At 51.7% G+C, this 26,082-nt stretch carries 23 protein-coding genes; 11 read left to right on the top strand and 12 right to left on the bottom strand.

Annotated features, from left to right (window positions below; all coding sequences use genetic code 11):
- The first annotated feature begins 69 nt into the window (after positions 1–69).
- Both IPQ00_09365 and IPQ00_09360 read left to right on the top strand, forming a co-directional pair.
- Positions 70–1,476 carry an insulinase family protein gene (locus IPQ00_09365; protein MBL0240767.1) on the top strand — a complete coding sequence of 469 codons (1,407 nt, stop codon included), beginning with the start codon at positions 70–72 and terminating at the stop codon, positions 1,474–1,476.
- Positions 1,476–2,888, top strand: a complete 1,413-nt coding sequence (locus tag IPQ00_09360; GenBank protein MBL0240766.1) for an insulinase family protein — start codon at positions 1,476–1,478, stop codon at positions 2,886–2,888. The genes IPQ00_09365 and IPQ00_09360 overlap by 1 nt, the downstream gene beginning before the upstream one ends.
- Positions 2,889–2,970: 82 nt before the next feature.
- On the opposite strand, the gene IPQ00_09355 is transcribed toward IPQ00_09360, so the two are convergent.
- The 11 genes from IPQ00_09355 to IPQ00_09305 form a co-directional block, all read right to left on the bottom strand.
- On the bottom strand, positions 2,971–4,134 hold the full coding sequence (locus IPQ00_09355) for a hypothetical protein (protein MBL0240765.1): 1,164 nt from the start codon (positions 4,132–4,134) through the stop codon (positions 2,971–2,973).
- A gap of 84 nt (positions 4,135–4,218) precedes the next feature.
- A complete protein-coding gene (locus tag IPQ00_09350) occupies positions 4,219–5,673 on the bottom strand; it encodes a hypothetical protein (protein ID MBL0240764.1) in 1,455 nt (484 codons plus the stop codon).
- A gap of 64 nt (positions 5,674–5,737) precedes the next feature.
- Positions 5,738–6,016, bottom strand: coding sequence for a c-type cytochrome (locus IPQ00_09345; protein ID MBL0240763.1), 279 nt, complete (start codon positions 6,014–6,016; stop codon positions 5,738–5,740).
- 119 nt (positions 6,017–6,135) lie between these two features.
- Entirely contained in the window at positions 6,136–7,662 is a 1,527-nt protein-coding gene (locus IPQ00_09340; protein ID MBL0240762.1) for a cytochrome b N-terminal domain-containing protein, read from the bottom strand.
- Between the two features lie 12 nt (positions 7,663–7,674).
- On the bottom strand, positions 7,675–8,157 hold the full coding sequence (locus IPQ00_09335) for a Rieske (2Fe-2S) protein (protein MBL0240761.1): 483 nt from the start codon (positions 8,155–8,157) through the stop codon (positions 7,675–7,677).
- A gap of 209 nt (positions 8,158–8,366) precedes the next feature.
- Positions 8,367–8,948 (bottom strand): carboxypeptidase regulatory-like domain-containing protein, encoded by a 582-nt coding sequence (locus tag IPQ00_09330; protein ID MBL0240760.1) that lies wholly within the window; start codon positions 8,946–8,948, stop codon positions 8,367–8,369.
- A 76-nt stretch (positions 8,949–9,024) separates the two neighbouring features.
- Positions 9,025–9,579, bottom strand: a complete 555-nt coding sequence (locus tag IPQ00_09325; protein ID MBL0240759.1) for a sigma-70 family RNA polymerase sigma factor — start codon at positions 9,577–9,579, stop codon at positions 9,025–9,027.
- Positions 9,580–9,658: 79 nt separating this feature from the next.
- Positions 9,659–10,948 carry a S8 family serine peptidase gene (locus tag IPQ00_09320; GenBank protein ID MBL0240758.1) on the bottom strand — a complete coding sequence of 430 codons (1,290 nt, stop codon included), beginning with the start codon at positions 10,946–10,948 and terminating at the stop codon, positions 9,659–9,661.
- Between the two features lie 106 nt (positions 10,949–11,054).
- Complete coding sequence (locus tag IPQ00_09315; GenBank protein ID MBL0240757.1) at positions 11,055–13,820, bottom strand: CHAT domain-containing protein; 2,766 nt, start codon at positions 13,818–13,820, stop codon at positions 11,055–11,057.
- A 243-nt stretch (positions 13,821–14,063) separates the two neighbouring features.
- Positions 14,064–15,131 (bottom strand): type IV pilus twitching motility protein PilT, encoded by a 1,068-nt coding sequence (locus IPQ00_09310; GenBank protein ID MBL0240756.1) that lies wholly within the window; start codon positions 15,129–15,131, stop codon positions 14,064–14,066.
- A 1,001-nt stretch (positions 15,132–16,132) separates the two neighbouring features.
- Positions 16,133–17,728, bottom strand: a complete 1,596-nt coding sequence (locus IPQ00_09305) for a methylmalonyl-CoA mutase family protein (GenBank protein ID MBL0240755.1) — start codon at positions 17,726–17,728, stop codon at positions 16,133–16,135.
- A gap of 152 nt (positions 17,729–17,880) precedes the next feature.
- Between IPQ00_09305 and IPQ00_09300 the strand changes: the two genes are divergently transcribed.
- From IPQ00_09300 to IPQ00_09285, 4 genes are all read left to right on the top strand, one after another.
- Positions 17,881–18,558 carry a hypothetical protein gene (locus IPQ00_09300; GenBank protein MBL0240754.1) on the top strand — a complete coding sequence of 226 codons (678 nt, stop codon included), beginning with the start codon at positions 17,881–17,883 and terminating at the stop codon, positions 18,556–18,558.
- 8 nt (positions 18,559–18,566) lie between these two features.
- A complete protein-coding gene (locus IPQ00_09295; protein ID MBL0240753.1) occupies positions 18,567–19,256 on the top strand; it encodes a hypothetical protein in 690 nt (229 codons plus the stop codon).
- A gap of 71 nt (positions 19,257–19,327) precedes the next feature.
- A complete protein-coding gene (locus IPQ00_09290; protein ID MBL0240752.1) occupies positions 19,328–19,654 on the top strand; it encodes a hypothetical protein in 327 nt (108 codons plus the stop codon).
- Entirely contained in the window at positions 19,651–20,856 is a 1,206-nt protein-coding gene (locus tag IPQ00_09285; protein ID MBL0240751.1) for a class I SAM-dependent RNA methyltransferase, read from the top strand. The genes IPQ00_09290 and IPQ00_09285 overlap by 4 nt, the downstream gene beginning before the upstream one ends.
- On the opposite strand, the gene IPQ00_09280 is transcribed toward IPQ00_09285, so the two are convergent.
- The gene (locus IPQ00_09280; GenBank protein MBL0240750.1) at positions 20,848–22,944 is read right to left on the bottom strand and encodes a PD40 domain-containing protein; all 2,097 of its coding nucleotides are present in this window, start codon (positions 22,942–22,944) and stop codon (positions 20,848–20,850) included. The two genes, IPQ00_09285 and IPQ00_09280, sit on opposite strands and share 9 nt — an antisense overlap.
- Positions 22,945–23,098: 154 nt before the next feature.
- Between IPQ00_09280 and IPQ00_09275 the strand changes: the two genes are divergently transcribed.
- From IPQ00_09275 to IPQ00_09255, 5 genes are all read left to right on the top strand, one after another.
- Positions 23,099–24,283, top strand: a complete 1,185-nt coding sequence (locus IPQ00_09275) for a hypothetical protein (protein ID MBL0240749.1) — start codon at positions 23,099–23,101, stop codon at positions 24,281–24,283.
- Positions 24,284–24,307: 24 nt separating this feature from the next.
- Positions 24,308–24,670 (top strand): hypothetical protein, encoded by a 363-nt coding sequence (locus IPQ00_09270; GenBank protein ID MBL0240748.1) that lies wholly within the window; start codon positions 24,308–24,310, stop codon positions 24,668–24,670.
- A gap of 225 nt (positions 24,671–24,895) precedes the next feature.
- Positions 24,896–25,453, top strand: a complete 558-nt coding sequence (locus IPQ00_09265; GenBank protein ID MBL0240747.1) for a hypothetical protein — start codon at positions 24,896–24,898, stop codon at positions 25,451–25,453.
- Positions 25,454–25,463: 10 nt separating this feature from the next.
- The gene (locus IPQ00_09260) at positions 25,464–25,859 is read left to right on the top strand and encodes a hypothetical protein (GenBank protein ID MBL0240746.1); all 396 of its coding nucleotides are present in this window, start codon (positions 25,464–25,466) and stop codon (positions 25,857–25,859) included.
- Positions 25,860–25,889: 30 nt separating this feature from the next.
- Positions 25,890–26,021 (top strand): DUF4339 domain-containing protein, encoded by a 132-nt coding sequence (locus IPQ00_09255; GenBank protein MBL0240745.1) that lies wholly within the window; start codon positions 25,890–25,892, stop codon positions 26,019–26,021.
- The last annotated feature ends 61 nt before the right edge of the window (positions 26,022–26,082 follow it).

The following is a 26,082-nucleotide window of genomic DNA, read 5'->3' as shown; positions in this document are numbered from 1 at the left end:
TGAAACTTTTCCGCGCCGATTTCGAATACACTTGTAACTATTTTTCGCATTTCTCATACAGGAGTGATTATGAAGGCATTTCTTCGGAAATTTTCGCTGACCGCGTTGATCGCGGCGATCAGTTTGTCACTGGTCGGAGCGATTCCGGTCCAGGCTGCTAAATCGGCAGGCGGCATCACAGTGCCGGTGACCTATTACAAACTTTCTAATGGGCTGAAGGTAGTACTTTCGCCCGAACATTCGGCACCGCTGGTGACCGTCGCGGTCTATTACAACATCGGTTTTCGGATTGAACCGCGGGACCGCACGGGGTTTGCACATCTCTTTGAGCATTTGATGTTTCAGGGCTCAAAGAATCTCGGCAAGATGGAGTTTATCAGGCTCGTCGAGAGCAATGGCGGTGTGCTGAATGGTTCGACGCGATTTGATTTCACCAATTACTTTGCCGTAATGCCGTCGCATAAGACCGAGACGCTGCTATGGGCCGAGGCGGACCGTATGCGCGGACTCGACATTACTCAGGAAAATCTGGCAAATCAACAGGGTGTTGTCGGCAATGAGGTCAAGGTCAACGTGCTCAATCAGCCGTACGGCGGATTCCCCTGGATCGACCTCCCGATGGCGGCGTTTACCAACTGGTATAATTCGCACAATTTTTATGGCGACCTCAAGGATATCGAGGCCGCTACGTTGGCCGATGCCAAGACGTTCGCCGGTAAATTCTATCAACCACAAAACGCCGTACTCGTCGTGACCGGTGATTTTGACGAGGCTTCGGCGAAGGGTTGGATCGAAAAGTATTATGGCAATATTCCCTCGCAAAAGGCGGAAGCTATGCCCGATCTGACCGAACCGCGTCAGGAAAAGGAAAAGACGGTCAGTCGCACCGACAAACTCGCCAGAAAGCCCGCGATCGCATTTGGCTATCAGATGCCGAAACGCGGTACGCCCGAGTATTACGCGATGGGCCTGATCGACCAGATCCTCGTCCAAGGCGAGGACAGTATGCTTTATCAGGCGTTGGTCAAAGACAAGAATTACTCGAGTGGCGTCTCCGGCGGTATCAATTCTGCACTTGGAAATATGTTCAATTACAATGGCCCGATGCTGTTCGACGTCAATCTGGTCCACGATGACAAATTTACTCCGCAGGAGATACTGGCGACGACCGATGCCGTTATAGCTGGTATTCAGAACAAACCGGTGGAGCAGGCTCTGATCGATAGGGCGATCGTCAAACTGCGATCGGGACTCTACGATACGATGACTCAGTTCGGCGGTTTTGGCCGGGCCGACCTGCTCGCGAGCTTTGCCCTCTTTGACGACAAACCGGACAATATCAACCAGATCGAGGCAAACTTCCGAAAAGTTACGTCTGCACTGATCCAAAAGACCGCCAAAGAGTACCTCCGCAAAACAAACCGGACCGTCGTGATACTTAACATCGAAAAGGCGGTCGCAGGAGGTCAACAGTAATGAAGAATTCTATATTTGAAATGAAAAAAAGGCTTTTCCGATCTCAGCGTCTATGCGTCGCGGCCGTAATTCTGGGATTATTCTCGGTTGCGGGATATACCCAAAAGGAAACTCCGCCGGCGGGCGGCCAGCCAAAGGCTTTTGTATTTCCAAAACAGGACACGTACAAACTGCCGAACGGAATGACCGTGACACTCGTCCAATACGGAGCGGTGCCGAAGGTCGCGATGCAAGCGGTCATCAGTGCCGGTTCGCTTAACGAAAAGGCAGGCAAACGATGGATCTCGGATATCGTCGCGACGATGCTGAAGGAAGGCACGGCGACGCGCTCGGCCGAGCAGATCGCCCGTGAGACTGCCGATATGGGCGGCAGCATTTTTACGTCGGCATCGACGGACAAAACGACGGTCGGCGGCGAGGTTCTTTCGGAGTTTGACACACGGTTTGTCGAACTAATGGCTGATGTCATACGTGATCCCAAATTCTCAGCCTCTGATCTCGAAAAAAATCGTGAAAACAAACTCCGCGAAAACGCCATTGGGCGTGCGCAACCGAGCAACATCGCTTGGGAAAACTTTCGTCAGACGATATTTCCCGGTCATCCGTACGGTGAGATATTCGCCTCGGATGACACGATCAAGGGTTACTCACTGGACGACGTCAAGGAGTTCTACAGTTCCCAGTTCGGGGCGGCCAGAACGCACCTTTACATCGTCGGCCAATTTAACCCATCAAATGTAAAAGCGGCGATCCAAAAGGCATTCGGCAGTTGGAAAAAAGGGCCGGATGCGATCCGCAGTATTCCAACAGTTGCAGCCAAGCGATCTATGACGGTCATCGATCGTCCGGGAGCCCCGCAATCAACGATCTACCTCGGGATGCCGGCAGTTTCGCCGTCAGATGCAGATTTTATCAAGTTTACGGTAATGGACTCTCTGCTAGGCAGCTCGTTCGGATCGCGTATCACGTCCAATATTCGCGAAGCGAAGGGTTACACCTATTCGCCGAGTAGTATGATGTGGAACCGCTTCAAGACCGGCTACTGGATCGAAACGGCAGATGTCACGACCGAGGCCACCGGAGCATCGGTCAAGGAGATACTCTTCGAGATCGAGCGTCTCAAAAGCGAGCCACCGACTGCGGCCGAACTGCAGGGTATCAAGAATTACCTTGTCGGAATTTACGTCCTGCAAAACTCGGCCCGCACCGGCGTGATCGGCCAGATCGAAAGCGGCAATTACAACGAATTGGGCAAGAATTACCTCGATACCTACGTCCAGAACATCGCCGCCGTGACTCCGGCCGATGTCTCGGCTATGGCCAAGAAGTATCTGTCCGCTGACAAGATGACCCTCGTCGTCGTCGGCGACCGCTCGAAGATCGACGAACAGCTAAAACCTTACGGTAATTAGACCGTACATCATCAATTTGAAAAAGGGTACTCGCATCGGGTACCCTTTTTCATTTGATCGCAATTGGTGACCCGGCGCTTGGTCACCAGCGGCGAAACAGGTTAAATCCGATGATCAGGTTTTTCGGTGACAGCACCAGATTGCTTGAGTTGTAACGGCTGGTCGTCGTCGCTTGGGTGTTCGACAGCGTCAGCGTAAACGAGTGTTTGCCGACCGAGTATTGAAATCCGATTCCCATCGACGGTTGCGATACATTTTTGAACCCAATGACGTTGAAATTATCGTCATAGAGCGTGTCGATCCGTCCGAGCTTAAATCCGGTGCGGGGTGTGAAATCAAAGATTCCCATCAGGCTCGGCGTAATCCGTACCGACACTCCCATACCGAACGATGCTCCGTGGGTCGGCAACTTAAACGAATTGGCGATCGTTGCCTCGGGATAGTAGTCCTCGGGACGCGGGTTGAAACGGTGCTGGCCATTGGAATTGAGATGGATGGCCGGCGAGAAAAATAGAAACAGCCGTTTACCAAGTCGCCTTGAGATCATCGCTTGGAAATTATATGTATATTCCTGCGTGAAATTGTGGTTCCCCTCGACGCTGGCATACGCCGAGAAAGCGACCGGCGATCTTTTGGTCTGGTCCGTGAAATGGTAGCCGAGCCCGACCTCGATCGTGCGGCACAATCCTCGCATACAGAGCGGCGAGCGATATGCACTTACATAGAGTTTGTCGGTGATACCGTAGCTGACGCCGAACGACGATGCCGACATACTGTCGAACCCGAGCAGCAGCGGACCGCTTTCGGACAAGGGATGGATCGGCTTTGAAAAGCGGTGCGTGAAGTTCATGTTCCAGGTGCCTTTTGGCACCTTGCGCGGCGTCGGCACGTTGACGAGCCTCGTGTCGAAGGGTTCGTCGCCCGGCTCGTACGCGTAAAAATCTTCTTTCGGCTCGTCCTGGGCTACGGCTGCCGTTGTCGGGGCAGATTCGTCAGCAGCAGCATTTGCCGTAACGGCGGAGAGTTTTTCGACGGCCTTGGTGACCGTATTTACCCGGAGGCGTTCGCCTTTGGATTCGATGATCATCATCGTCGGATCATTCGGGTCGACGGTGACCTTGACGTCATCGGCCGCCGGCTTCGGCGTTTCGGCTGTTTGAGCAATGCCGAGGGCCGGCAGAGCAAAGAGTATTGCCATTGCGGCAAATGAAATAATTGCGATTGACTGTCGGGATCGTCTGTCCATTTTGTTCTCCAGTTTCGAGGCTAAGATCGTGGTGACGGAACCGCGGGGGTAGATCCCCGCGGCTCCGTTACCGGTGAATACGGACTATTGGGTAAACAGTCCGGCAAGTGCGGTATCGGTGGCGGCACCAAATTGCTGTGCCGACATCGTGCTCGTACTGCTTAGCCGCAGGTACCACGTTCCTGACCGATAGACACCGACGTCAGATTTACCGTCGCTGTCAAAATCGCCGGTCACCGGCGTATCGGTTGCGAGCCCCCAGGACACGTAAGCTGCTGAGCCGTTCGAGCTTTGTTTGATGTACCAGACGCCGTTGCGGTAAACGGTCGGGTCGGTCTTGCCGTCACCGTCAAAGTCGCCAAGGACGATCTTGTCGATCGCGACGCCCCAATTCTCAAATCGAACGGTCGATGTCGAGCTCTGGAGGATGTACCAAACCTGATTTGACGGTCGGAAAACGGATGCATCCTGCTTGCCGTCACCGTCAAAGTCAGCCCGCAGCGGACGGTCGCCCGACGTGCCCCACGGAACATAGGCCGTGTTTCCAGCCGGATTGTTGAGCGATCCGCGGTAGTAAAAATAGCTCTGCGAACCGGCACCGCCAGTGCGATAGACCGCAGCATCCGCTTTGCCGTCGCCGTCCCAGTCGCCGACCACTGATGGGTCATCGCCGGTTTGGCCAAATTGCTCAAATCGGACCGTGCTGGTCGTGCTCTGGAGTATGTAGAATCCAGCGGTCAAGGCGGGGCCCGATCGCCAGACAGCGACATCCGTCTTATTGTCACCGTCGAAATCCGCCGGCGTCAGCGTGTCGGATCCGAGCCCGAATGGCGTCGCACTAAATTGCGAATTCGCACTGCGGTTGACGTACCACATTCCGTCAGCTGCTCGGTATACACCGACGTCGGATTTGCCGTCGCCATCAAAGTCTGAGAATACGTGCGGCCTGATCACGACTGCCGGCGGTGCCTGTACGATGGTGTTGGTCGTATAGGTCTGGTCGCCGCTTTCGCTGCCGTCATTATTAGCCTGAATGCCGGCGGCATAGAAGGTGACGGCTCCGACATTCGTGGTTGGTGCGGTCCAGTTAAATGTCCAGGTTGCGCCGCCGAGCTGATTTTGAAATGTACCGGCAGTGGTCTGTTCGATATAGCTTCGGCCGCTGCCGGCGATGATCTTGGTGGTTGCAGCGATATTCGCAAACGTGCCGGCCATCGCGTTATTTGCAAGGGAAGTTAGCTCAAAGCCCCAGCGTTTTCTGGTGGTATCCGCGTTAATATGTCTAACTTGGATCGTATAAGTTTGGCCCGGCGTGTAACTGGCCGGAGCCGTGATCGAAAACTGACCCGCTCCGGTGCCTGGATTGTGGCAGGACGTGCAGTTTTGCTCGCCCGGAGCACTCGTGCGGGAGGCAGGCGGTCCTGATATCGAAGCGTTGGTCGTGCTGACAAGGTCTCGGCCAAATGTAAATGCAAGGATCGCAGATCCGGCAAAAAACGTTAAAACTACCAACTTGATCCTGAAAATATTGAAATTCATAAAATAAATCCTCCTGTCCGAGTACTCCTTGTCGGGTGTGACATTGCTGAAGTGATCCGAGCGGTTACCGCCGGAATCCGCGTGAGTAAGCCATAACCTCACGGATCTGAGTCGGGGTCATACTGCTCTTGAATGCCGGCATTTCGCCGCTTCCGTTGCTAATCATCCTTATGCCCTTTGCATCAGTAACATTGCTTTTTGTCAGGTCACCTGCGTGTGTCTGCCGACCTTTGGCAGTTTGGCCACGCCCATCAGAGCCATGACACCTGGAGCACGATGCCGCGTAGTCGGAACCACCGTCTGACATCATCGGACTGGACTCGATGGGTGCGTATTTTGCCATCTTGGCGTTTGGAACCGCCGCAAATACCACCGCGAGAATGATAATAAATGGAACTGAGGCTACAATTAGTCTTACCCGGTTAGAGATGGGTTTTGCATTTTGATTTCTCCTGTATTTGTTTATTTGTTTTGATCAACCTTGGCGGTTTGCACAGTGTGCTCCACCTCGCTGTCGGTTTCGGGTTTCAAAGATCTGATCCAGGAAACGAGTTCCTGTTTCTCAGCTTCGCTAAGTTTGTCGTGGTATGCAGGCATTTTGGTGCTGCGGCCGACGGATTTTGGGTCGTTAATTATCGCAAGCACGAGATCGGGTGTCAGTTGATCTTCGTCGCGGGAGGTGACGCCGATCAACTCAGGGAACTTTTTGGTGCCTTCGCCGGCGGCACCGTGGCATTTCGCACAACTCGTTGAATACACCGGCGGAATCGCATTCGGCGAACTTTCAGCCATCACATCCATGCTTGCTGTTTCAATATTGGAGTTTTCGGGTGACGTTGTGTGATGGGGGCCGGATTCGAAATTCGTTTGCGGCTGAAATTGTGAGGCCCGAAACACAGATTCGTCGCGTTCCTGCTTGGCAAGTTGTTCGGCTATGCGAGGCTCGCTTGCGTCCTGATACATTGCAATGCCCGTAAGTGTTGTCGCAACACCGACTCCGATGACATAAAGGGCGATTAACGCTATTCGCTGTAAACGGATCTGGCGTGTTATCAAAATCGGTATCGCGATCAGCCCGCCGATGATCAACGCCGGAAATCCCGTCGCCAGAACTGCCGCGAGCGAACCGTCTGTATATTTCTGCATCTCGAACAGCCACAAAAATTGTGGCCCGGGACGGGGTAAATATGTTGCGGTATCGGCGATCGGCGGTCCGAACGGGGCGGGGTATGAGCTAGAAAAGAGTGCCATCGCAGCAAAGGCGACCCCGACGACGATCATATTTCTGGCAAATTGGCCGCGTGCCCAATTGGCGACCGTTCGCTCGTCTACATTCGTTGGGGCTTTCGCAAAAACAAAGACTCGCAATATCGCGGCGGCAACGACCATTGTCGGGATCACGTAAACGTGCAGGCCGTAAAATCTGGACAAGGTCAACGTCGAGATCGCCGTACCGTCGATAAGCCACGCCCGGGCGGTCTCACCAAAGAACGGTGCATTTCCCGCAAGACTCGCGGCAATATTTACACCGTTGATCGCTCTAGCATCCCAAGGCAACGCATAGCCGGTTGCTCCCGCGGCAAGTGCGAGGGCCAACAAAGCAATGCCGAATATCCAAGCCGTTCGCTGGCTTGCGTACGTTGCTCGTATGATCATTTGCAGGAGGTGCAAACCGGTGGCGATCGGCAAAAGAATCGACGAATGATAGTGCATCGAACGAATCCAGGCCCCATCGCGAACCGCCAATTCGATAAATGCGACCGTAGTGTAGGCAGTCGTTACTGCCGGCACGTAATGGAATGCCAGTAGAATGCCGGTGATCATCTGTATCATCAGCAACATTGCGAGGACGCCGCTCGTAGTGCGTGCCCAGGCCTTCGCCCCGTCCTCCGGCTCTCCCGAAATGCGGAAGATCAGCGATTTGACCTCGGTCTCACGTTCGATCCACCGACCGAACCACGAATTCTGAATATTGAACTCTGCAGCCATTCTGGTCTCCTCTTATTTTATTTTGATCTGAAGTTTGCCGTTCTCGATCCGCGATTCATATTCGGTCAGGTCGCGGGTCGACGGGCCGGTGAGACGCTGTCCGCTATCGCTAAAAAAGCTGTCGTGACATGGGCAAAGAAAATTTTTTGTTTCGCCGTCCCAAACGATCGGGCAACCCTCGTGAGGACAGACCGACGAGAGTACCTTGTTCTCGTGCTGCGGTAGCACATAGACGGATACATCCTCGACGGTTTTGCTCCAACCCGAACGACAAGTAACCGAGATCGTCTTTTCGATCGGTTCTTCACCGGCAAATTCAGCAGCTTCGCTTAAGGTCTTCCACGACTCCTCAGCTACCGTACCGTGGGCAGGTTCCAGTGATCTTTTCGCAGCAAGCGTCATCGACGCTCCGACGATTCCGATCACTCCGACAGGTAAGATCGACAAAAAGGTGCGGCGATCTTTGCGAATGGTCTCTTTATCTTCTTTTTTCATTTGTTTGAATAGGCGGGATCGCAAACGTTCCGCTCTAAGGTTAAGTCACGGAAGTGTTTAAGAAAATACAACAATACACAAAAATATTGTTACATCAATTTGGGAGCACGGCTGGGCGCCGCGTCAAATACAGTTCTTAGGCGGAATCTACCGAAGTGAAGTTAGCGGAAAAAATACGAGCGGCATACTATCCGAGATGCCGCTCGCTTCTAGTGGGTCAAGGGGACTTTTTCGATCCGCAGGCTGACATCACCCGCAGTGATACTCAGCGTGTACTCGCCAACTGGAAGCGAGTCTAGATAAAATTCGCCAAAACTACTGGTCTGAACCTCACGGACATATTGGCCTGATTCGACCTTTATCAACGCATCTGCGAGTTCCGGAAAGATCTGCCCGGCAAGTGCACAAGTGCTGCCGCTAATGTCTATCCGAATGTCGATCTCGAATTCGCCTGCCTGGAACAAAAGTTGTCGGGAATCGAAACCTGAAAATCTTTCGTGCACAAGTGTTTGCCAATCGTCGAATATAAGAGAAGCGATATTGATTACGAGCTTTGCCGGTTCTTGGCTTTGAGGGCGACGCTGAAAAATATTTAAGATCCTTGCGGTTGCGGCCTGCGGGACGATCTCGCTGGCAACCGGGCGGGGATATGCGTATAGATCAATTAACTTATGATACGTGCCGCTGCAATCCGGACAGAGGGCTATATGGTCGGCAATGCTATTATTCAATGTCGCTGGCGACACGCCGTCGAAACTGTCCAAAAATTGTGGTAATTCAATGTGCCTCATACAATTGCCGGATGCGAAATTCCGATCTCATTGGTTAAGTCATTTTGACTGGTCAAAAAATACACCCGTAGCATCGTTATGGAATGAATTTTAATAATTTTTGCAGACACCGTGCCTTTGTCGGGCCGATACTCCCCAACGGCAGTTGGAGGTGTTCGGCGATCTCGGCGTAAGGAATAATCTCGCTATTCAAGTAAAGCATCATCAATAGTCGGTGGCACCGGTCATCTAAATGCGTAAACGCGGCCTCGATCTGTGTTTCGCGCTCGAGTCGGATCAGGGTCTCGTCGGCCAATGGCGACTTGTCAGGTATTTCAAAGGCCTGCTCGTGCAGGTCATCGTCGATGGAAATCGGACGGCCTCGTGTCTCGCGTTTGATCAGATGGATGGTTTTGTGTCGGGTAGTCGTGACGAGCCACGCTTTGAGAAACTCAGGCTTTTCCAATTGGTCAAGTTTTTTGAAAAGCGTAATGAAAACTTCCTGAAGCACGTCCGAGGCCAGATCGCGGCTTAGACCAGCCCTGCGCGGGATCGAGAATAGAAGTGCCTGATATTTAAGGGTAATGGCCTCCCAGGCGGATTCGTCGCCGTTGCGACAAGCCATCACCAATTCTTCGTCGGTGAGCATCATCTATTGTCCCAGAAAGATCCCGAACGGAGGTTGCAAATCAAATTTAAGGCTCTGAATTTATGATCGCGAAAAATGAATGTTACGGATTATTGGTCACGGCTTCACCTGCGTCTACTCGACGGGTGATCGCACCGTTGCACGTCGCTGCGGTTGAACGTAAGTGCTCGAAGACTGCGTTCGGCGACATCGACGAAAATCGACTCCGGACTAATGCTGAAATTCCAGCAACGACGGGTGCTGCCATCGACGTGCCTCGCCAGACACCGTAACGGCCGCCCGGAACGGAACTTACGATTCGTTCACCCGGTGCCATAAGTTCGACCCATGACCCGCGCGTCGAAAAGCTGGCTACGGTGTCGGCGGCCGTACTGGCACCGACGGCGATAAGCCCGTGCAGGTCATTTTCGGCGGCAGGATAGATGCGTGTGTTGTTGCCGGTATTACCGGCCGAGGCGACGACCAATATACCTGGATGGACGATCATCGGCAGGTCCGGATCATCCGAATTGCGTCCATCATTTGTTATCGCGTCAAGTATCTTGCGGATCAGTGGTGCCTGCTGCGTGGTGCCAAGACTTAGATTAATAATGTCCGCACCATCGTCCGTTGCGTTGTCGCCATCGGGGTTTGCGGCAAAGATCAGTGCGTTGGCCAATCGCCAGATGTCGCCCATTCCGTCCTGATCCAATATCCGGATCGGGATTATTTTCGCTGCAGGGGCTACCATCGCAATTATTCCAGAAACATGTGTACCGTGGCCGAATGCTCCAACATGCGGAAGTCCAACCTCAGACGGATCGTGGTCGCGGTCAACAAAATCGTAACCAGGCAATAATTTTCCGGCAAACAAAGGGTGTTGAACGTCGATTCCGGTATCGATAACCGCAATCTTGATATTTTGTCCACGGTTCACAGCGTGAGCGACATCGAGGTTGACCCGGCTGCGCATCCACTGAACGGAATAACCCTTAACGCCTGAACCGATACTCCACGATCCGCCGATGCTCCACGATCCGCCGAGACTCCAGGGTAAATTGCTTACATTCGGAGACCCGACGGTGTAATTTGGTTCAGCCAACACCACACGGTGAAGCGGATCTGCCAGAAGCAGGGGTATTAATTCGCTAACAGTAATACCCTGAGTTGCACGTAATCTAAAAATCGGTTTGTTGCCAATCTGCCCGTGCTGCGGAAGCGACAGCCCGTATTGGGTCAAGATCGCTTGAATATCTCCGGCCTGGCCTAGCTTTACAATAATCTCATTGTTTGAGACCGGCGATAGGTCATCTTGCCCGTTGCCGGTTCCGATAAAGACCGCCAGAATCAATACCAGTATGGACGAAAACTTACTAAATAACTTAGGTCTCATTGGCCGATTTCCTCGTAATGGGGAGAATGTCGTTCTGAATAGATTAGTCCCTTTTACGTTAGTCCTCAAATTGATTCAAAAAATACATCTGCCACAAAATAATTTCTTATGGCCGGCCGGACACTATGAACGGTGTCCAAAAATAGGGATGCAAGCCCCCGTCGAGCAACTCCAGTTGGGATGAGCGAAGCGACGATTGGACTCCATTCCCGGCACGAAGATGCCTGTAAAATGACGTCATTAGCTTGGTGGTTATCCCGTCATTAACTCGCCAAAGACTCATCACCAGCGAACCGGCGCCGGCCGCAAAAAATGAACGTGTAAGTCCAATCATCTCCTCGCCGCGGACGATCTCATTGATTCCGCTGTCGCACGAACTCAATACGACCAAGCAGCCCGCAAGAGGGAGGTCCTCGATATCGTTAGCAAATAACTCTTCGCAATCCAACACCAAAGATGAAAAACGCGGATTGTCCGCTCTGTACTTTCCGTGGCACGCAAGGTGAATGACTCCGCTCCCCAGAATATTGGCCTTCACGCCTTCGACCGTGGCATCGGAGCCGAAAAGCAATTGATGCTTTTCGAAATACGACGAAACGGCCTCAATTTCAGCAGCCACCAAGGGCGTCGTTATACTCGGCACACCGATCACTAAAGCACTTCGCGTATCCGCGGACGCCATTTCAAGGCACCGGCTAAGAATTGAAGCACTTGGCGCGTACGAAACGATTTGGGATTCGGTCAGATATCGCCCGTCTTTCATCAGAGCTCCGAAAGGCAGTCGATGCATCATTCCTGCCGGAGAAAGTATCAGTTGACCTTTTTCCGTCAGGTTGCCCAGCGGACCAAGCAACTCTTGATACAATAGATGGCCGATCCTATCCGCTCGCTCCTGAGCCATTCGACGACTTGCAGGTGAGAGCCTGTCGATGATCCTGCCGGTATTTAACTGAAACAGATACTGCCGAATTAGCTCATTTATCTTATTTTCGTCGGCGTAATTAGCGACCGCTTCGAACCCATCACTCGTCACAATAAATGCGGTGATCCGGCCAGCGATCGAAGCGAATTCGACAAAAGTCGAATCGCCAAGTTGTTCTTGTAATCGGCGAATGTCAACATTTGTGCCCGAGGACATAGCCGTTTCATTGCTTGAAAATGTTCGTCGCCGAAGCTCGGCATATTCGTTTTCGCGGCGAGCGGTCAATTGACGCAATTCGCCGATCTGCTTTCGCTCCTCAGCCCCAGACAGCGAACTTCGGTTTAGCCGAGCGTGGAGCCAGTTCAACTCCTCGCGGATCACAAGCATTTGTTTGCTACTTTCGGTATCGTCATGCGAGCGGACTCCGTCGGCAAGCGAGCGGCCGCGAGATCTCTCGTGCCATCGAAATGCTGACAAATAGTCTCGCTCAGCAAGACAGATCTCAACTAAACCCTCATATGGCAAGAGCCTGTCAGCAAAGAATGATGTTCTCAGTTCGTCGCAATTCAGTGATGAGCGTGACAATTCCACGATTTCGACTGCAGCCTCGAAATGCGTCGGATCTTTGGTTAATCGCCCTATCGACGTTCTGCAAAGGTACTCGACCTGCCTTGAGTTTCCGGTTGCCGCCTGAAGCGTATTTTGCAATTCAAGGAGTGATTCGGCATCTCGCCCGGAAGATCGCATGATCTCGCCCAATAGCCAACGGGCATTAAGTTCGAGCCGAAAATTCTCACCGCGACGAAACGCGTCAAGAGCCGTCTTGACATTAGCTTCGGCCAGTTCAAATTCGCCAAGATCAAGTTCGATCGCTGCTTTGGCCAAATTGACCGACGCCAACGATACGTCATTGCCTTCTCGATCAAAAAGCACTTCAGCGAGTTCCAATTTCTGCTGCGCCGTTGCGATTTGTCCGGAACGAAAAAGGGCAACCGCCTGGTTTTTAAGGCACCGGGCAAGTTCTGCCTGCATACCTAACTCCGTATAGTTTTTTTCACAGCGGCCATAGCAAGCTGTCGCTTCGTTGAGCAGATTTAGTTCGAGATATATGTCTGCGATCTCCAATTCACAATTTACCGACTGCGCGGGCATCCCGAGCGAATCGTACTTCTGCCTCGAACACTCCATATATTTGAGTGCAAGGTCATACTTTCCCTCCAGCAGGTAGAGATTGCTAAGGCCGGTTTCGATCTCCGCCGCTGTGACGGTCAGCCCGAGTGATTCCGCACGGGTCAGGGCTTGGCTATATAGTCGCTCAGCATCGCGAAATCGATTTTGAAGGGAATGCACAAATGCCTGACAATTTTCGACCATAGCAAGCTGCCTCTGGTCGCCGATCAAAGTAAACCGTTGGTGGGCGGATTCGAGAAACGGTTCGGATTCCCGGTAGAGGTCTCGTCGCCAAAACAGATTGCCGATATTGTGTTCGATCTTGCCGGCAGAGTATTGATCGTTGTGTTCGACAAATATCTCGCGGGCGGACACGCCGCACTGGACCGCCTCTTCGTATCGACCGAGCATCGCCAAGGCATACAGTTTGCCTGTTTGCGTTCCCGCGGCAAGTCCGGTCATCTCCAGCGACATAAAGACTGCCTCGGATTCATTGATCCGCTCGATCGCTGATTCGAGCCGTCCGTCGACCAAACAACTAATGCCTCGAGCCCAACTAGCATAAGCACTAACGACTTTTTCGCCCGAAACCGTCGCCAATTCATCAAGCACATCGACGACGGATGCTACTTTTTGCGGGTCGTGTGTCCAAGCCTCGTAACAAATTTCCTGAAGTGCCGCCGCCATCTGGGCGGGACTCGCGGGCTGAGCGAGCAAAATCAATTGCCGGCTCTCTGCCGGAGATTCGACAAGTTTTCGGGCAAATTCGACCAAGTTCATTGCTTACAATGTAATCCCAAAAAATGGCCGACTGACAATAACGTCGATCGTCCTCTCTCGTTAACGATTTGTATAAATGCAATAGCGGCCGAAATATTCGGAATATACTGATGAGGGCGAATCTTATAGAAACGCGCCGTTTGGCCTCAAGCGATGCCGCACTATTTACACCTTAGTGTCGACGCGGTGGAATATAGTTGTCCGAACGACGTAATTGTGCCCATTGCTGATCACATCGTCATCTTAAAGCGAGATGCCTGCTCGCGTCAGCATCGTTTCGAAACTTGCCTTGTCCACTGATTTGACGTATGCATCCCTTGGTTCGACCGAGCCATTTTGGACGTGTTCGAATAGGGCGTCATTGAGCATAACCATTCCGAGGTTTTTACCGGTCTGCATCGCTGACGGTATCTGAAACGTCTTGCCCTCGCGGATGAGATTGCTGATCGCCGGCGTGACGATCAGAACTTCGAGTGCTGCGACACGGCCGCCGCCCTTCTTTGGCAATAATGTCTGGGCAATTACGCCTCTAAGCGATTCGGACAGCATAACGCGGATCTGTTGTTGCCGATCGGCAGGGAACTGGTCGATGATGCGGTCCACCGTGGATGCGGCAGTCGTAGTATGGAGCGTGCCGAATACGAGGTGGCCCGTTTCGGCAGTCTCGATCGCGATCGAGATGGTCTCGAGGTCACGCATTTCACCGACCAAAACGATATCCGGATCCTCACGGAGAGCGGCACGCAGGGCATTCTTGAACGAGTCCGTGTGATTGTGCACCTCGCGCTGATTGACGAGGCATTTTTGATTTTCGTGAACGAACTCGATCGGGTCCTCGATGGTGATGATGTGGTCTTCGCGGCTTTTGTTGATCGAGTCGACCATTGCGCACAGGGTCGTCGACTTTCCGGAACCCGTCGGACCGGTTACTACTACGAGGCCCTTAGACAGCGAGCACAGATCCATTATTGCTTTGGACAAGTTGAGTTGCTCGGCGGTCAGGATCTTAGACGGAATGATGCGAAACACCGCACCCATTCCTTTGCGATCCATATAGATATTGCAGCGGAAGCGGGCAAGTCCCGGAATCTCGTAAGCGAAATCGGTATCACTGCGTTCGGCAAACTCCTGCTGGTTTCTCGCAGGCATTATCGACATCAGCAACGCTTGCATCGTCTCGCGGGTCAAAACTGTTTCGGCGGATTCGAGCGGCTTCATCTTGCCGTCTTGACGCACCATTGGCGGCACGCTCACAGACATGTGCAGGTCAGACGCACCAACCTCGGACATTTTGACGAAAAGGGCATCCATCCGGGCGGCCATTTGTGGATCGCTTACTGACGGTGCGAACCCGATCTGGCTCGGCGGAGGCTGCGGCGGGGTTGGCGGGTGCATTTGCGGCGGCGGTTCATACGGCGGCGGAACGGCGGCCACAGGGGGTTGAGGTGGCTCGATCGCTGCCGGTGCCGGCTGATCAAATGTTGGCGGGATGTATTCACCCGTAAAATCGTCGCGGCGAGCGGGAGGTTCATAACCCGCAGAGTCAGAGAACACTGTCGTGTATTCCGGATCGCTAACTGATACGACTTCAATGTTAGGTGAGTCAAACACGATATTGTCTGCGGACTGAGCGACCGGATCGTCTAGGACCAGTTCGGTACTGATGTCAGTGAGAACTGACACATCAGGATTGTATTCGACGCCAGCTGATGCACTTTCAAAAACGTATTGACTGGCGTTTGGTTCCGGGGCGATCTGAGTTTGCGGTTCAACAGCCGGAAAAGGCACTTCGGCCGGCATCGGAATCGTCGGTGCCTGAGTCGGAAGCGTGTCCCGCATAGTGATATTCGGCGACACATCACTGAGCATCGGCCGGATGGTGACGTTGAATCCCGCCGGCGACTTTTGAACGAGGAACCCGAAGTTGCCGAGTTCGTTACTGTAAACAAATTCGACCTCGGTATTGTGCGGCAAAGCCGCCTTGGTCTCGGGCGGGATCAGTGGAAATACCATCATACTGATCTGCGTACCCAAAAGCGGGACATTTGTCACGTCCGTGGCACCGGAGACAGAGACGAGATATGGATTCTTCTCGGGCTCCAGATGAAGTTCTTCGCTGCAGGTTGAGAGTAGTGATTTGAGGAATTCGTTGATTTTGTCCATATTGCGTACAGAACGCCTTGTGTGGGAAGTCGATAGAAAATACGCTCGTAAAGCCGAACAAAACGGCCATTTGTGAGAATAACACAGTTAAACGAAGTTTGTCAGCAGAAAATTTTGCTGAAGTAAAAAAGGGATTTTGGGCCAGCGAACTAAATTGTGAGATTCTCGCGATATTCGCCCCAGATAGCACGGAGAGCGTGACTGATCTCGCCGACTGTAACGAAGTATTCGACGGCCGTAAGAATGTGCGGCAACAGGTTTTCTTCGCCCGATGCGGCCTCCGCGATGCGTTTCAGTGATCTGTCCGCGGCAATGCTGTCACGTTTAGCCCTGACAGCTTGAAGGCGTTCAACTTGATCGCGCCCGATCTGCTCGTTGACCCGTAGGATCGGTATCAGCGATTTTTCGTCGATCTGAAATCGGTTGACACCGACAACAACCGCATCGCCTGACTCGACGGCCTTTTGGTAATCATAGGCCGCGTCTTGGATCTCGCTCTGGACATAGCCCGTTTCGATGGCGCGGAGCATTCCGCCCATTGTGTCTATTTTTTCGATGTAATCGACGGCGATCTTTTCCAGTGCGGTCGTGAGTTGCTCAATGGCGTAACTCCCCGCCAGCGGATCGACCGTGTTGGCAACGCCGGATTCATTTGCGATAACTTGTTGTGTACGCAGGGCGATACGGGCGGCACTCTCGGTTGGCAGCGAAAGTGCCTCGTCCATCGAATTAGTGTGCAGTGACTGGGTGCCGCCCAGCACAGCGGCGAGTGCCTGGATCGTGGTCCGTGCGATATTTACCTCCGGCTGTTGAGCGGTAAGCGTCGAACCAGCGGTCTGAGTGTGAAAGCGGAGCATCAGCGACTTGGGGTTCTTAGCTCCAAATCGGTCTTTCATTATTCGGGCCCACAGTCGACGGGCGGCGCGAAATTTAGCTATCTCTTCGAGCAGATCGTTATGAGCGTTGAAGAAAAACGAAAGCCGCGGCCCAAAATCATCGATGTCTAGCCCAACATCGATCGCTGCCTGAACGTAGGCGATGCCGTCAGCAAGTGTAAATGCGATCTCTTGAGCCGCCGTTGAGCCTGCCTCTCGGATATGGTAGCCCGAGATCGAGATGGTGTTCCAGTTCGGTACCTCGGCCGCACAGAAGGCAAATGTGTCCGTGATCAGCCTGAGACTCGGTTTGGGTGGGTAAATATACGTGCCGCGGGCAATGTATTCCTTTAGAATGTCGTTTTGGATCGTTCCGCTGACCTTGTCAAAGGCGACATTTTGCTTGCGGGCGACCGCCAGATAAAGACATAAGAGCGTCGAGGCCGTCGCGTTGATCGTCATCGAGGTCGAGACCTGATCGAGCGGAATACCGTCAAAGAGCGTCAGCATATCGTCTAAGCTATCGATAGCTACACCGACCTTTCCGACCTCACCCTTCGAAAGCGGATCGTCGGAATCGAGTCCGATCTGCGTCGGCAGATCAAAAGCGACGCTCAGGCCGGTCGTGCCCTGCGAAAGGAGATATTTGTAACGATGATTCGACTCCTCAGCCGTTGCGAAACCCGCGTATTGGCGCATTGTCCAAAATCGGCCGCGATAGAGATTGTTACGGACACCGCGAGTATAGGGGAATTCGCCCGGACGGCCAATATCAGCTTCATAGTCGATCGGGGTCGTATTCTGAGGGTTAAAATCATTGGGCAATTCAATGCCCGACGAGGTTTCAAATTTGTCGCGACGCTCTGCCATACTGGCCTTAGATTAGCATAATTCGGAGTGATTTTTGACTTCGACCCTTGGCTTGCGTAGCATTTCAACTAATTAGTAAAGATCGAATAGTTAGTGTGACTTAAAAGGCGACAAATCGCCCGCGAGCTCACATTGACCGAGGCAGCAACTTCTTGAACTACTACAATTACTATACCGAGATCGAAGACACGTTTATCCGGCGGCGGGCAAAGAATCTTTTCCTGAGTCCGCTGGATTGGGCTCTGATCGAGGCCTGGCAGGAACGGGGCATCCCACTGCATATCGTTATCAGGTCGATCGAATCGGTGTTTAATGTCTTTGACAAGCAACCTGCGGGTACGCGTTCGATCAAGAGTCTTTTCTATTGTCGCGAGGAGGTCGAAATTCAGTTTGCAGAATGGTCACGCTCCCAGGCGGGAAAAACTGTCGGTGAGGCGACTAGCCGTGCCGATGAAATGTTTTCGATGGAACAGATCGCGGGCCATATCGCTGATGCGATCGCCGCCCTTTGTGCCTGCCGCACGCCCGGTTTAACTGAGGATATCGAGCGATCGATCAACCGACTCGAAGAATTAAAGGGCAATCTGACCGATCAATTCGAGGCGATCGACGGCACGCTTTTGGATATAGAAAAATTACTCGAACGTTCGATGGTGACAAATTGGGATCCTGAGCATCTAAACAGTTTGAAAAAGCAGATCGCTACCCAACTCAAAGAGTATAAAAAGAGTATGGAACCAGAGGCATATGCCAATATGTTCGAGCTAATGCTCCTCAAACGATTACGCGAAGAATCGGGTATACCACGGTTCGGCTTGTTTTATTTATGATTAAAATTTTGACTATTTTCGTCCTGATTGCAGCGTTTGCCGTCACATCACTCGCGCAGATCAAACCGCGACCGACTCCGCGAAAGCCGTTGGCGACCGTTCCGTCCGATGAAAGCAAAAAGCCGGATGATGAAAAAGGTTCGGTCGTCGGACGAACCTACACCAACACCGCCTACCGATTCGAGGTCGAATTTCCGATGTCTTGGCTCATTCCGGGCGACGATTTCGAGCAGACAATGAAAGCCCAGGGATTTGACCTCAGTTTGAAGGCCCCGGCGACTCTTACGCCAATGGGCCAGGCCAAGGTAAATGACGCACTCAAGCGCGTCAAAATACTTTTGACGGCGTATCGGTCAATGCCCGGATCCGACGGCAACTCCATAGTCCGCATATCCACCGAGGATCTCAGGCCGAATCCGCAGATCAAGGACGCCGTCGACTACATTGACGCGATCCGTGCGACTTATCGTTCGATGAAACTACCGCCTGATTTTCAGTATTCCGAAACTGACGCCGAACAACTTGGAGCCGCTCAGTTCGCGTTTCTTGATACGACATCGATCGAGGGTAAAAAGCGAATGTACGCAATGATCCGCAACGGGCACGCGATCTGTTTTGTGATTTCGTACACGAGTGATGAGGACCTATTTACTCTGCGCCGTATTCTGGAAGAGGGAAATTTCGATCTAAAGCGTTAATGAGTCCATTTCGATAGTTTCGTGTGATAATCAAATCGAGTTTTAAAAAATCACAAAAGGAGACCTCGATAATGAGCACACTTAGGATCAAAAAGCTTGGCGTCCTTTCGGTCGCAAAAATGTATGCAGCGATGGCATTTGTCATTAGTTTACTAATAGCGGTACCGTACGGGCTGTTTATAATTATCTTTTCGCTCATTGGAGCTGCCGGTGCAAGGGGCGATGCCGGCTTGATGCTTGGCGGAGGCGGGATCGTTATGGGGATCGTCGTAATGATCGCGTTGCCGGTGATCTACACCTTGATGGCGTTCGTCGGTGGTGCTATCGGGGCACTTATCTATAATCTCTTCGCCGGATTTGTCGGCGGAATCGAGATCGAGGTTGAAAACGTAGCTTGAGTCATAAATATAATCTAGGTGAAGAACTCGACGTAACGATCGAGAAGATCGTTCCTCGCGGTTTCGGGCTCGCATTTGCGGAAAATTTGACAGTCTTTGTGCCGCTAGCGGCGGCGGGCGATCAAGTGCGAGTTCGGATCAGCCATATTAAGCACAAAACGGCGTTTGCGGACATCGTATCCGTTATCGTTCCGGGAGCTACCCGCGTATCGCCGTTATGCGAGTATTTTGGCGTGTGCGGCGGATGCGACTTTCAGCAGATCGCTTATCCGGGACAACTCCAGGCCAAGTCGGATATAATTCGTGATTGTCTGCACCGCATCGGTAAGATCGACATCGAAAGTATCGATGTTATCGCGAGCCCGCAAGAGTTCGGATATCGCTCCAGGGCAAAATGGCATCTTGACCGAATCGAACAAGCTGTTGGTTATTTTCGCCGCGACTCGCACGATGTGGTAAATGTCGACAAATGTCCGATCCTGACCTCTGAAACCCAATTATTGCTCGAAGAAATTACTGAACAGATCGACTGGGCAATGCTTTGGGATGATACGGCCGAGATGGATGCTGTCTGCGGGGACGGTGGTCAATCATCGACATTCTCGAATGAGATGGCCGAGCCGACATCAGAAATAACCGCGACGGTCGCCGGGGAGGAATATTCATTTTCCGCGCGGAGTTTCTTTCAAGCAAACCGGTTTCTCGCCGACAAACTTATTGAGTTCGCAGTCGGCGGAGCGTCCGGTTCAACGGCACTTGACCTTTATTGTGGCGTAGGTCTTTTTGCATTGCCGCTCGCGCGAAAATTTAGAAATGTTATCGGGGTCGAAGACAATTCCGTTGCCGTCGGGTTTGCCAAGAGGAATGCGGCCCGTGCAGGACGTAAGAATATCGAGATTCGGCGAGCAGGGGTTCGTGACTTTTTGAACTCTAGCAATCTTGCATCGACCGATTTCATATTGATCGATCCGCCACGCTCCGGAGCGGAAAAGGGCACGATCGAAAAGATTGCCGATCTGCGGCCGAAGGAGATCTCGTACGTTTCCTGTGAACCGTCGATATTGGCTCGTGATCTGAGAATATTGCTCGATGCAGGCTATCGGATCGACAAGATCGTCGGGCTTGACCTGTTTCCCCAGACACACCACGTCGAGTCCGTAGTTCGGCTCCACGTGGATTCCAAAAGTCAGAAGTTATCTTAGCCCTTCGATCAGGACGGCGTCGTAAACCCATTTACCGCCGATACTGGCGAACCCGACTCCATCGGGTGAGAGCGAGAAATCAGTGATTTCTTTCTCGCCGAGATCAGCCAGAAAGTTGGGCTTACTTTCATCAAAGGATTGATGCCAAAGGGAGTTCCTCGCGTTTACAAATGAGACATAGTTGATCGAGCGTCCATCTACAGACCAAGTGAGTTTGACCGGACGCGATTTTCCTTCGGCGTAGTCGAGAACCTTAATCTGCCGGTTGTTACGGATATCCAGAATACCGATCTGCCATTTTTTGTCCTTAAAGAAATATGCTACCAATTCTCCGTTCGGGGAGAGTGCGGGTTCGACGATCTTCCGTTCATTCACAAGCATTTCTTCGCCTCCTTCGCTGGCAACCCTCCACAGATTGAATCGAAAGGCTGAGACATAATAGACCCATTTTCCGTCCGGTGACACAAAACTGGGCTGGCCGCCTTCGTTTTGAGTTAACTGGATCTGATCGGTCCCGTCCGAGTTCATTCGCCATAAGTGGTTTGATCCGGAACGGTTTGACGAAAAGTAGATAAATTTGCCATCGGGGGACACCCGCGGGAAAATGTCACTTGCCGGATCACTAGTCAACTGGCTCTGGCTTCCGCCCTGACCATTAATTGACCAAATATTACTGTCGTCTGCCTGATAGACAATGTCTCCATTAGGAAAGAACCCAAATGCACGGGCCGCAACAAGTTCGGTTGTCTGTCCCCCAATTGTTCGACTTAACCGAAAGCTATTTGTGACCTGAGTGGCTACCATCCGCGATGTCTTGTTATCGAGACTGATCGCTCCATAGTTATCCGTATCATTTGTCAATGGTTTGGCACTTCGCGTTTTCGGGGACAGCTGCCATATTTTGGCGTTTCGATCCAACGCTTCCATTGCCACGAACAGCAATTCATCACCGGCAGGCAGCCATACAATGCTTTTGATATTAAAGAATCCGCGACTCGTTATAACCCGCTCATCACCGGCAAACAGATCAGTTTGAAAGAGCTGAAAATCTCCTACGCCGTTATTAGATTGCCCCGATGCAAAGACGATAGATCTGCCGTCGGGTGAAAACTGATTAGCGCTGATGCGATTTGGACGTGGCCTGGATACGATCTTGCGTTCATTAGTGCCGTCAATATCTGCAGCAAAAAGAGAACAAAAATCGGCGTCTGAGTAAAGGCAGCGGACAAACGATATTTGGCGGTCATCCGGTGAAAGACTTATCCAACCCTCGGTCTTTTCGACAATTTTCGAGGGAATTCCACCAAACGCCCCAACCCGATAGATCGCTGTCTGAGCATCGTCCGCCGCCGCCTTTCGTACGAAATATACGTATGAACCATCTCTCGAGAAAGCGAGTCCCAAATAATGATCGTCTGACAGGGGTGTCACCTGTATATTTTCGGCAGTCGCGAGGTTCCGTACCCATAGGTTTTGTTTCGTGCCGCTTTCACGTGAATAAACAACGAACTTACCGTCAGGTGAGATCACGGCGTGACGAACGTTTCCGGATCTTGAAAATGCTTCGGATTTGAAAGGTGCCGACATGATCGGGTCCAGATGATCGGCCTTTCCGAGACTGCCAACCGCATACCATGCAAGAGTGATCAGTAATGCAAGGCAGAGAGCAAAGACCCCTGAACGCCGTTTGCGTGATGCTTGCCGATTTGTCCCATGTATTGCCGCAGGCGGCACCGTTCGGTTCGCAATTCCATCTTGCTCCAGGTTTGTGCTCGCCCCAGCAATGAATCTATAACCACGACGCGGTACGGTTTCAATAAAACGGGGGTTCTGTGAATTATCGCCAAGAGCTTTTCGTAGCTGATTAATAGTGAACGTCAGATTTCCCTGTTCGACGAAACTGCCAGCCCAAACGGCCTCCATAAGGTGCTCTTTTTCGACAAGGTGCCCGCGGCTTTCGAGCAACGTTACTAATAGCGAGAACGCCTTTGGCGTCAGTGCAACCGGCCGTCCATTTCGAAATAAAATTCGCTCACTGGAGTCTAAAGTAAATTCACCGAACTGAAAGCTGTTTATTCCCAACGACATACAACGTCTAATAACTTTCTAAGAAATATCTCGCCGCGTTCAAAGGACTGGATACATATAACGGCCGTACACTTATTTTAACTTTGCTATCGGACGATTCTAACACGACTTAGCCCGTTCTGAATAGGGATTTCGTGTATGTATAAGGAGAAATATGAGAGAAAGATCTGTCGGCTTACTGCCCTTAGTTGTGCTGGTTTGGCTATCTTTTTGCGGCATTTCAATGGCCCAGTTTACAATTAAGCTACCAAAGATAAAAAAAGAGCAACCAAAGACGGAACAAACACCGAATCCCGCTGAAAAGGACCAAAGCACAGGCCGAGCAGTTGGCGGATTTGATGTACTCTCACCTCCCAAGGCTGATTCCATCCCACGCTTACTGCGCGATTCGCTAGAGATCAACGTTAGAACCGAGAGCCGATATTGGAAATTTCCCAAGCAGGATAACTACAGCAGTTGGATTCCGACCGTGAAATTCAATGTTTTCTTCGATAACAGCGTAAATCTGCGTTACAACGCCGAGTGGACAAATGCGGATGGCACGCCTTGGTTCACTGAACCACTTCGGTTCGGCAGCGGAGGAGCCGATCAAACTGTCCGCATTTCGAGTGACTTTTCACAGGACTTTGATAAAACCTCGACTGTAACCACGGGAACGTACGGTCTAAAGATCGTCAATACAAAGAACAATGAGATCATTTTTCAGGGCAAATTCAAGATAGCCAAACATCCACTTTTCCCCGGTGACCCGAAATACAAGAATTCGTTTCTTTTCTATACGGATAACGATTGGCTGCTACCGACCGGGTATGTCGGATTTCAATATAACGACAGTTTTGAGAGTGCGCTGAAACCGAACGTTTACATGTGGTTTAAGGGAAACCTAGACGGCAAGGATATGGAGGCTCGGCTTTATTTCGGTAATCAGGAGATTGCCTCGACGGACGACGGCGGAGCGATCACTCCTCTCTTTGAACGCGGCGAGGGCTGTTATGAAAAACCCGAGGTCTGCAAATACAGGCAATGGCTTTTCAACTGGGACAAGTTTATGGTCGAGAACGAAAAATCGCAGAGGGAACGATTTCCCAAATCATTTTTCACCCGTGACAAGCCGGGCGAATACACCGCAAAGATATTTCACCGCGGCACGCAGGTGCGTGAGCTGAATTTCACAATCGACAGTAAAGGATGGATCGCTCGAAATGTCTGGTCCGATCAGATGTTCCTTACAAATTTCAGGATCGTTGTGCCGGTGAAAGTTATGGGATCGGTCGATAAATGGAACGCCGCGACACCCAAGTCGGACGCATTTTACGGAAATTCCTTGACAGGATTCTAGACCGGACCAACCAGGAGGAATTTTATGAAAAGAATATTGATTACAAATTTGGGAATCGCCCTCTTCACCCTATTGATGTTCAGCTGCGGCTGGAAACCCGAGGTCACGGCCGTGCCGATGACAGCACCTTGGTCGGCGATGAACTTGCCGGTCAAAGAAAACACCGTCGTTTGGAAAAGCGAGCCTAATGAGTTTCGAGCCGTTCACAAGGACGACAAAAAGACAGTTACGAAAAATTACACCGACGCTCTCAAAGCACAGGGTTGGCAGTTGGGAAAATTTGACCAGTCGGGCGACCGCTACTATGTCGAGATGAACAAAGGTAGCGAGAAAATCAATTTAGAATTCTACGATTTTAACAACACCGGAGTCGTTATTACTAAGTGATGATCCGAGGCTTCAGGATTTTCGTTGCACCAAACGCTGTCCTTGCTCGGAACTTGTTTTGACTGGAGTGCTAGCGAGATCGGTTGTTTTCACGAGCTGCAAAGACCCACAATTGGTGGGCCACGAATATTATGTGCCAATCTGCGACTCCGAAATCGGAAGCATATTACACGAATCGGTCGGCTGGGTTTTAGTCAACATTCGTGATCATGGGAGGAGAATTTTATGGGCGATCTAGCAGACGAAGTATTCAAACCGATCAGTTGGACGATTTGTAAAGATCCGCGATTGGCCGGACACGCAATATGCGGCCCAGTGAGCAACTCAGCGAAAAAAACGCTTGAGATGCTTGAAGGCGAGCTTGACGAATTGGACAACTCACTCTCGGTCGTCGAATTCGCGACCGAATTCGGGCCTTACGCAGACAAAGTACGAGCTTTGAGGGGGAAGATCGGCGTGATCAAAAACGCTATCTCGACGCCGCTCGCTTACGCAAGCTTGTACGACGACAGCTATAAGTTAGTCAACGACATCAGGCGTATCAGGAATTTTGATCCTCGAACGGATCCGGTGGGAGCGGCGAAGGCTTATGGAACTGCGATGCAAAGTCTCGGAAAGCTTGTCGAGAAACTGCCTCCTCCGGCAAATGCTGTTGGCTCCCTCATTGCTGAAATGGGCAAGATCTTTGCGAAGGTCGTGGGCGATATCGTTCCTAGCACCAGACCGACAAATGTTCGTGTTCAGGAACGGGCTAGGCAGGGCGGCGACTTTGTAGATATTTAGGGGAATGAACATGAGAAATTACATTTTGTTTTTCGTTTTCATTTTCGCGATCGCTGGGTGCGGTTCCCCAAAGACAGCTACCGAAACGGCAATTCCGGTTGGTGAATTGCGTGCCGAGTATTTGCAATCGAAGGACGCAACTAAGGCCAAGTATTCAGGCAAAACAATTATTGTAAAAGGTTGGGTCGGAAGCTCTCCGCTAATGCCGAAAGGACCCACGGAAACCGGATATTTGTCGCTAAGCCAAAAGGGCGGAGACTTGATGTTCATGTTGAGTTGTCAATTCAGCGATGCAGACAAAGCGGCATTTGCAAAGATCACGGCCGATTCGATCGTGACTGTATCGGGTGTTTTCGAGGACGATATGTCGGTCGCGCTGAAATCGTGCAAAGTCGTTACTGAATAGCACGGTAGCTGTGCCTCGGCGGAAGACTTAATGCCGATCTACATTCATAAAAACGGTCGGCAACTTGGGCCTTTTGAAGTGGCTCAGGTTCTGGACATGTTCCGTAACGGTCAGCTGTCACCGAACGATAAAGGGATTAGAACTGGTGAAAGTCTGTGGTAGCCGTTAGGCGATCTATTTCCGACTTTGAATCCATCGGTGTCGCTAGCGTCGTCGGCTAACA

This window comes from Chloracidobacterium sp. (assembly GCA_016720705.1).
GTDB lineage: Bacteria > Acidobacteriota > Blastocatellia > Pyrinomonadales > Pyrinomonadaceae > OLB17.
This window is presented reverse-complemented; position numbering and strand designations above follow the sequence as displayed.

What these genes read in the sequence shown, in the direction of transcription:
- IPQ00_09365 (MBL0240767.1), top strand. Translation starts at nt 70, where the DNA reads ATGAAGGCATTTCTTCGGAAATTTTCGCTGACCGCGTTGATCGCGGCG.
- IPQ00_09360 (MBL0240766.1), top strand. Translation starts at nt 1,476, where the DNA reads ATGAAGAATTCTATATTTGAAATGAAAAAAAGGCTTTTCCGATCTCAG.
- IPQ00_09355 (MBL0240765.1), bottom strand. Translation starts at nt 4,134, where the DNA reads ATGGACAGACGATCCCGACAGTCAATCGCAATTATTTCATTTGCCGCA.
- IPQ00_09350 (MBL0240764.1), bottom strand. Translation starts at nt 5,673, where the DNA reads ATGAATTTCAATATTTTCAGGATCAAGTTGGTAGTTTTAACGTTTTTT.
- IPQ00_09345 (MBL0240763.1), bottom strand. Translation starts at nt 6,016, where the DNA reads ATGGCAAAATACGCACCCATCGAGTCCAGTCCGATGATGTCAGACGGT.
- IPQ00_09340 (MBL0240762.1), bottom strand. Translation starts at nt 7,662, where the DNA reads ATGGCTGCAGAGTTCAATATTCAGAATTCGTGGTTCGGTCGGTGGATC.
- IPQ00_09335 (MBL0240761.1), bottom strand. Translation starts at nt 8,157, where the DNA reads ATGAAAAAAGAAGATAAAGAGACCATTCGCAAAGATCGCCGCACCTTT.
- IPQ00_09330 (MBL0240760.1), bottom strand. Translation starts at nt 8,948, where the DNA reads ATGAGGCACATTGAATTACCACAATTTTTGGACAGTTTCGACGGCGTG.
- IPQ00_09325 (MBL0240759.1), bottom strand. Translation starts at nt 9,579, where the DNA reads ATGATGCTCACCGACGAAGAATTGGTGATGGCTTGTCGCAACGGCGAC.
- IPQ00_09320 (MBL0240758.1), bottom strand. Translation starts at nt 10,948, where the DNA reads ATGAGACCTAAGTTATTTAGTAAGTTTTCGTCCATACTGGTATTGATT.
- IPQ00_09315 (MBL0240757.1), bottom strand. Translation starts at nt 13,820, where the DNA reads ATGAACTTGGTCGAATTTGCCCGAAAACTTGTCGAATCTCCGGCAGAG.
- IPQ00_09310 (MBL0240756.1), bottom strand. Translation starts at nt 15,131, where the DNA reads ATGGATGCCCTTTTCGTCAAAATGTCCGAGGTTGGTGCGTCTGACCTG.
- IPQ00_09305 (MBL0240755.1), bottom strand. Translation starts at nt 17,728, where the DNA reads ATGGCAGAGCGTCGCGACAAATTTGAAACCTCGTCGGGCATTGAATTG.
- IPQ00_09290 (MBL0240752.1), top strand. Translation starts at nt 19,328, where the DNA reads ATGAGCACACTTAGGATCAAAAAGCTTGGCGTCCTTTCGGTCGCAAAA.
- IPQ00_09280 (MBL0240750.1), bottom strand. Translation starts at nt 22,944, where the DNA reads ATGTCGTTGGGAATAAACAGCTTTCAGTTCGGTGAATTTACTTTAGAC.
- IPQ00_09275 (MBL0240749.1), top strand. Translation starts at nt 23,099, where the DNA reads ATGAGAGAAAGATCTGTCGGCTTACTGCCCTTAGTTGTGCTGGTTTGG.
- IPQ00_09270 (MBL0240748.1), top strand. Translation starts at nt 24,308, where the DNA reads ATGAAAAGAATATTGATTACAAATTTGGGAATCGCCCTCTTCACCCTA.
- IPQ00_09265 (MBL0240747.1), top strand. Translation starts at nt 24,896, where the DNA reads ATGGGCGATCTAGCAGACGAAGTATTCAAACCGATCAGTTGGACGATT.
- IPQ00_09260 (MBL0240746.1), top strand. Translation starts at nt 25,464, where the DNA reads ATGAGAAATTACATTTTGTTTTTCGTTTTCATTTTCGCGATCGCTGGG.
- IPQ00_09255 (MBL0240745.1), top strand. Translation starts at nt 25,890, where the DNA reads ATGCCGATCTACATTCATAAAAACGGTCGGCAACTTGGGCCTTTTGAA.